Origin of the sequence: Bartonella queenslandensis AUST/NH15 (assembly GCF_000312585.1) — a bacterium.
GTDB classification, from domain to species: domain Bacteria; phylum Pseudomonadota; class Alphaproteobacteria; order Rhizobiales; family Rhizobiaceae; genus Bartonella; species Bartonella queenslandensis_A.
In genome coordinates this window covers 1-4,132 of sequence record NZ_HE998014.1, presented here as the reverse complement: position 1 = coordinate 4,132, position 4,132 = coordinate 1, and the positions used below count along the sequence as shown (strand labels likewise).

Sequence of the window (4,132 nt, the reverse complement as noted above, 5' to 3'; positions counted from 1 at the left end):
CTAAACAAAAGAAAGCGGTGCCGCATGCCGGATTTGAACCAGCGACCCCATCATTACGAATGATGTGCTCTACCAACTGAGCTAATGCGGCATAGATTTTTAAGTCAATGAAACAAAAACCAATCCGAGGGTAATAGCTAAAAGTATGTATAAAAGCAAGTATGCATTTTTTAGACATGAAGAACAATTTTTATAAGATTCCTCATTAATTTCAAGAAGTATCAATCTTATAAGGAGTGCTGATATTGGAAAAATTTTTTATATGTGATTTCTAATACTAAAACTAAGGAAATTTTTTAGAGTGTAAGACAGCAGCCATAGAAAGGTAGAGAGCCTTCAATGGATTTCAATTTTTTCTGTATAGAGTTTTCTTATCGGCGCGGATTAAATTTATTCGCTAATTTCTTTGAATTGATGCAAATGGAGTGATGTTATCATTATCTATAAAAATCAGTAAGTGAGGGTATATATTTATATAAAGTGTTGTAATCCGTTCTTATGATCAAGTAACTTTCAGTTGTTTTGATAGGGTGAGGTACTCTAAGCTATATTAGTTGTGTTATAGTACAGTGAGTTCTGGAAATCTTTTTCAAGCTTAATTTTATTCTTCATTTTACGTATATGATATTTTTTTGAAAAGGCTTTGGTTTTTTGTAAGTTAAGATACAAAATACTATTGCTAAAGCACCAAAGATAGACCATGCTGGTAAATAAGTGAGAGTAATGCAAATTGAGGACAGAAAATCAGGCGTTATTTTGCATAGAGATTGATTAAGACTATAGATATCTGTTTGCAGAAGGTTTGCTAAAATTTTATTAAGGGGGGTTGTTGTCCAATGTGATGTGATTACAGAGTGTGCGTTGTCAATGACCAATGCTATAATTGCTAGTGTAACGAAAATGAAGGTCATTAATTTAAATAAAAGGTGGAGCATATTTTTTCTTAAAATTTTAACAAGACATACGTATAATGCGTAGAAAAATAAAGAGTTGCATTATTACAAAAAATAAATTTACGTTTGTGTTGTGCTTTTTGAAAAAGGTGCGTAATTTTTTCGATAAAAGTTGAGGTTAGACTCAACAAAAGTAACGAGGCATGATGTTTAACAAAAAGAACAATGAGTTAAAACGTAATCTTCAAAATCGTCATATTCAAATGATTGCTTTAGGAGGCGTTATTGGAACGGGTCTTTTTTATGGTTCAACAGAATCTATAAAATTGGCGGGTCCTTCGACTATTCTCGCTTATCTTTTCGGGGGACTTATTATTTATTTCATCATGCGAATGCTGGGTGAAATGTCAGTAGAGGAACCTACATCGGGTGCTTTTAGTTTTTTTGCTTATAAATATTGGGGAAGTTTAGCAGGTTTTATAACAGGTTGGAATTATTGGTTTCTTTATATTCTCGTCAGTATGACCGAACTTACAGTGATCGGATTTTATTTAGATCATTGGATTTTGATTGATCATTGGAAGTCGTCTTTTGTTGTTCTTGTGTGTGTGACATTGATCAATTTGTTGAATGTCGGTTTTTACGGTGAATTTGAATTTGGTTTGGCTTTGATTAAAGTTGCAGCCGTTGTTGGTATGATTATTTTTGGAATTTTTCTTATTGTCACTAGAATAGGTGGATATCAAGTAGGCATTCATCGTCTTTGGGAATATGGTGGTTTTTTCCCTTATGGGATAGAGGGAGTTATTTTAGCTACATGTGTGGTTATGTTTTCTTTTGGGGGAACAGAGCTGATTGGTATTGCTGCTGGAGAAGTATCAAATCCAACAAAAACAATTCCCACAGCTATTCGTAAGGTTATGTGGAGAATTGTAATTTTTTATGTTGGTTCTATTAGTGTTATTATGATGCTCAATCCGTGGAATATAATTGAGAAAAACGGGAGTCCTTTTGTAACAATTTTTGAGACGATAGGAATTTCAGCTGCGGGTCATATTTTGAATTTTGTGGTTATTATGGCTGCTATTTCAGTTTATAATAGTGGTATTTATTCTAATGGCCGTATGCTTTACGGTTTAGCTATACAAAAAAATGCACCCCATATTTTTAGTAAACTTAATTCTGCACGCGTTCCTTATGTTGCTATCCTATTTTCATCAATCTGTACTGCGATTATTATCATCGTTAATGCTCTTATTCCCAATAATAGTTTTATGCGAATTATGGCTCTTGCTACAGCAGCAGCGGTTATTACTTGGGGCATGATTGTTATTGTTCATTTGAAGTTTCGAAAGGCCCATAAGGACAAAAAAGAGCAGTTTATTTATGCTTTTGGTTTATATCCTTACGCTAACTATTTTTGCTTATGCTTTCTTGCTTTATTATTTTGTATAATGTTTATAAGTGGTTTTGGACAAAATGGATTCATAGCTCAACTGTTTGAGATTATAGGAATAAAGGCATCTTTTCTTAGGTCATATATTCCAGTGCAGATGCCTGATATGAGTTTGGCAGTCATTATTATTCCTCTATGGTGCTTGTTTTTACTTTTAGGTTATAAACTGAAACGATAGCGAAAGAAGAGCTAATCAAAGGGACTGATTGGAATAAATCTTGGGGCTTATAAAATTTGATAAGGTGACACAAATCTTTGGTGAGTTGTGTGTTTTAAAGAATATTACTGTACAACTTACTGAAAGACGGATTGCTGTTATTGGTGCAAATGGTTCTGGAAAAAGTACATTTGTTCGTCTTATCAATGGGCTCCAATTACCATCTCATGGTTTTGTAAGCGTTGATGGGCTTGATACAAAACGCGATGCAAAGGCGGTAAAGCGTAAAGTAGGATTTGTTTTTCAAAATCCTGACAACCAAATTGTTTTACCATTAGTTGAAGAAGATTTATCCTTTGGCCTTAAAAATTTGAAGCTTAGTAAAGATGAAATTAAGGAACGTGTAGATGAAATTTTACAGCGCTATGAACTTCAAGATTTCAGAAATCACGCTGTTCATTTATTAAGTGGTGGGCAAAAACAACTCGTCGCTATTTCCAGTGTAGTTGCCATGAAACCAGATTACATTATTTTTGATGAACCGACGACATTACTTGATTTACGAAATAAGCATCGCGTTACGCAAGTGATAGAAGAATTACCACAAACGGCAATAGTTGTATCGCATGATTTGGAGTTTTTGAAAAAGTTTGATAGAGTACTGGTTTTTGATAAGGGGGAGATAGTAATTGATGATGTACCTTTTGTTGCTATCAAGGAGTATATAAGAAGAATGTCATGATCGGTTTATATATTCCAAGGGATACATTTATTCATAGGTTAAGTCCTGGCGTTAAGTTATTATTTCTTACAGTATGTGGAACTTTTATAATAATGGTTTCATCTATACCACTTCTTGGACTCTTTTTATTATCTGTTATCTTATTCTATAGAGTTGCCAAGGTTCCTTTTAGCACTGTGATAAAGCAGTTTAAATCGATGGGATTGCTTTTAGTTCTTCTATTTTTATTTCAAACTACTTTTAGTGGTTGGCTTACAGGAGTTGAGGTTATATTACGTCTTGTTGTCCTTTTTTCTTTATCATCACTTATTTCATTCACAACAAAAGTTTCAGATATGGTGGAAGCAATTGAAGTAGGGCTTCAGCCTTTTCGTTGTTTTGGTATAAATCCACCAAAAGTGAGTATGGTTATCTCTATGGCAATCAGGTTTATTCCTCTTTTAAGTGAAAAGTTTAATGAAGTCCATGAAGCACAGCAAGCACGGGGACTTAATACTAACATTGTCGCTCTTGCAATACCTTTAATTATACGGACCATCAGAATGGCGTCAGAAGTGGCTGAAGCATTGGAAGCGCGTTCTTATGATGCTGATACTATTGATACAGCATCTCATAATAATCCAAATTTCTTATAATAAAAGGAGAATCAAATGAATACAAAAGATTTAGTCTATATAGCTTTATTTTCTGCTATTTATGCTGTTTTAAGTCTTTTCCCTCCTGTTTATCTTCCTTTTCTTCTAGGAGTCCCTATTACAGCTCAGTCGATGGGACCAATGTTAGCAGGGTCTATACTTGGGGCAAAAAGGGGGGCTCTCGCATCGCTCCTTTTTCTTATACTTGTTGCGATTGGATTGCCTCTATTACCAGGAGGTCGTGGTGGG

5 protein-coding genes and 1 tRNA gene are annotated in these 4,132 nt (G+C 34.2%); 4 read left to right on the top strand and 2 right to left on the bottom strand.

Annotation, left to right across the window (positions count from 1 at the left end; genetic code table 11):
- Nucleotides 1–18 precede the first annotated feature (18 nt).
- A tRNA-Thr gene (locus BN338_RS09020) sits at nt 19–91 on the bottom strand.
- A 517-nt stretch (nt 92–608) separates the two neighbouring features.
- Complete coding sequence (locus BN338_RS13300) at nt 609–935, bottom strand: hypothetical protein (RefSeq protein WP_083868467.1); 327 nt, start codon at nt 933–935, stop codon at nt 609–611.
- Nucleotides 936–1,099: 164 nt separating this feature from the next.
- Between BN338_RS13300 and BN338_RS09015 the strand changes: the two genes are divergently transcribed.
- The 4 genes from BN338_RS09015 to BN338_RS09000 all read left to right on the top strand — a co-directional run.
- Nucleotides 1,100–2,527 (top strand): amino acid permease, encoded by a 1,428-nt coding sequence (locus tag BN338_RS09015; protein WP_039761274.1) that lies wholly within the window; start codon nt 1,100–1,102, stop codon nt 2,525–2,527.
- A gap of 40 nt (nt 2,528–2,567) precedes the next feature.
- The gene (locus tag BN338_RS09010) at nt 2,568–3,248 is read left to right on the top strand and encodes an energy-coupling factor ABC transporter ATP-binding protein (RefSeq protein WP_039761259.1); all 681 of its coding nucleotides are present in this window, start codon (nt 2,568–2,570) and stop codon (nt 3,246–3,248) included.
- Entirely contained in the window at nt 3,245–3,883 is a 639-nt protein-coding gene (locus tag BN338_RS09005; protein WP_039761256.1) for an energy-coupling factor transporter transmembrane component T family protein, read from the top strand. The genes BN338_RS09010 and BN338_RS09005 overlap by 4 nt, the downstream gene beginning before the upstream one ends.
- A 15-nt stretch (nt 3,884–3,898) precedes the next feature.
- A partial coding sequence (locus BN338_RS09000) for a biotin transporter BioY (protein ID WP_039761254.1) occupies nt 3,899–4,132 on the top strand: 234 nt, incomplete at its 3' end.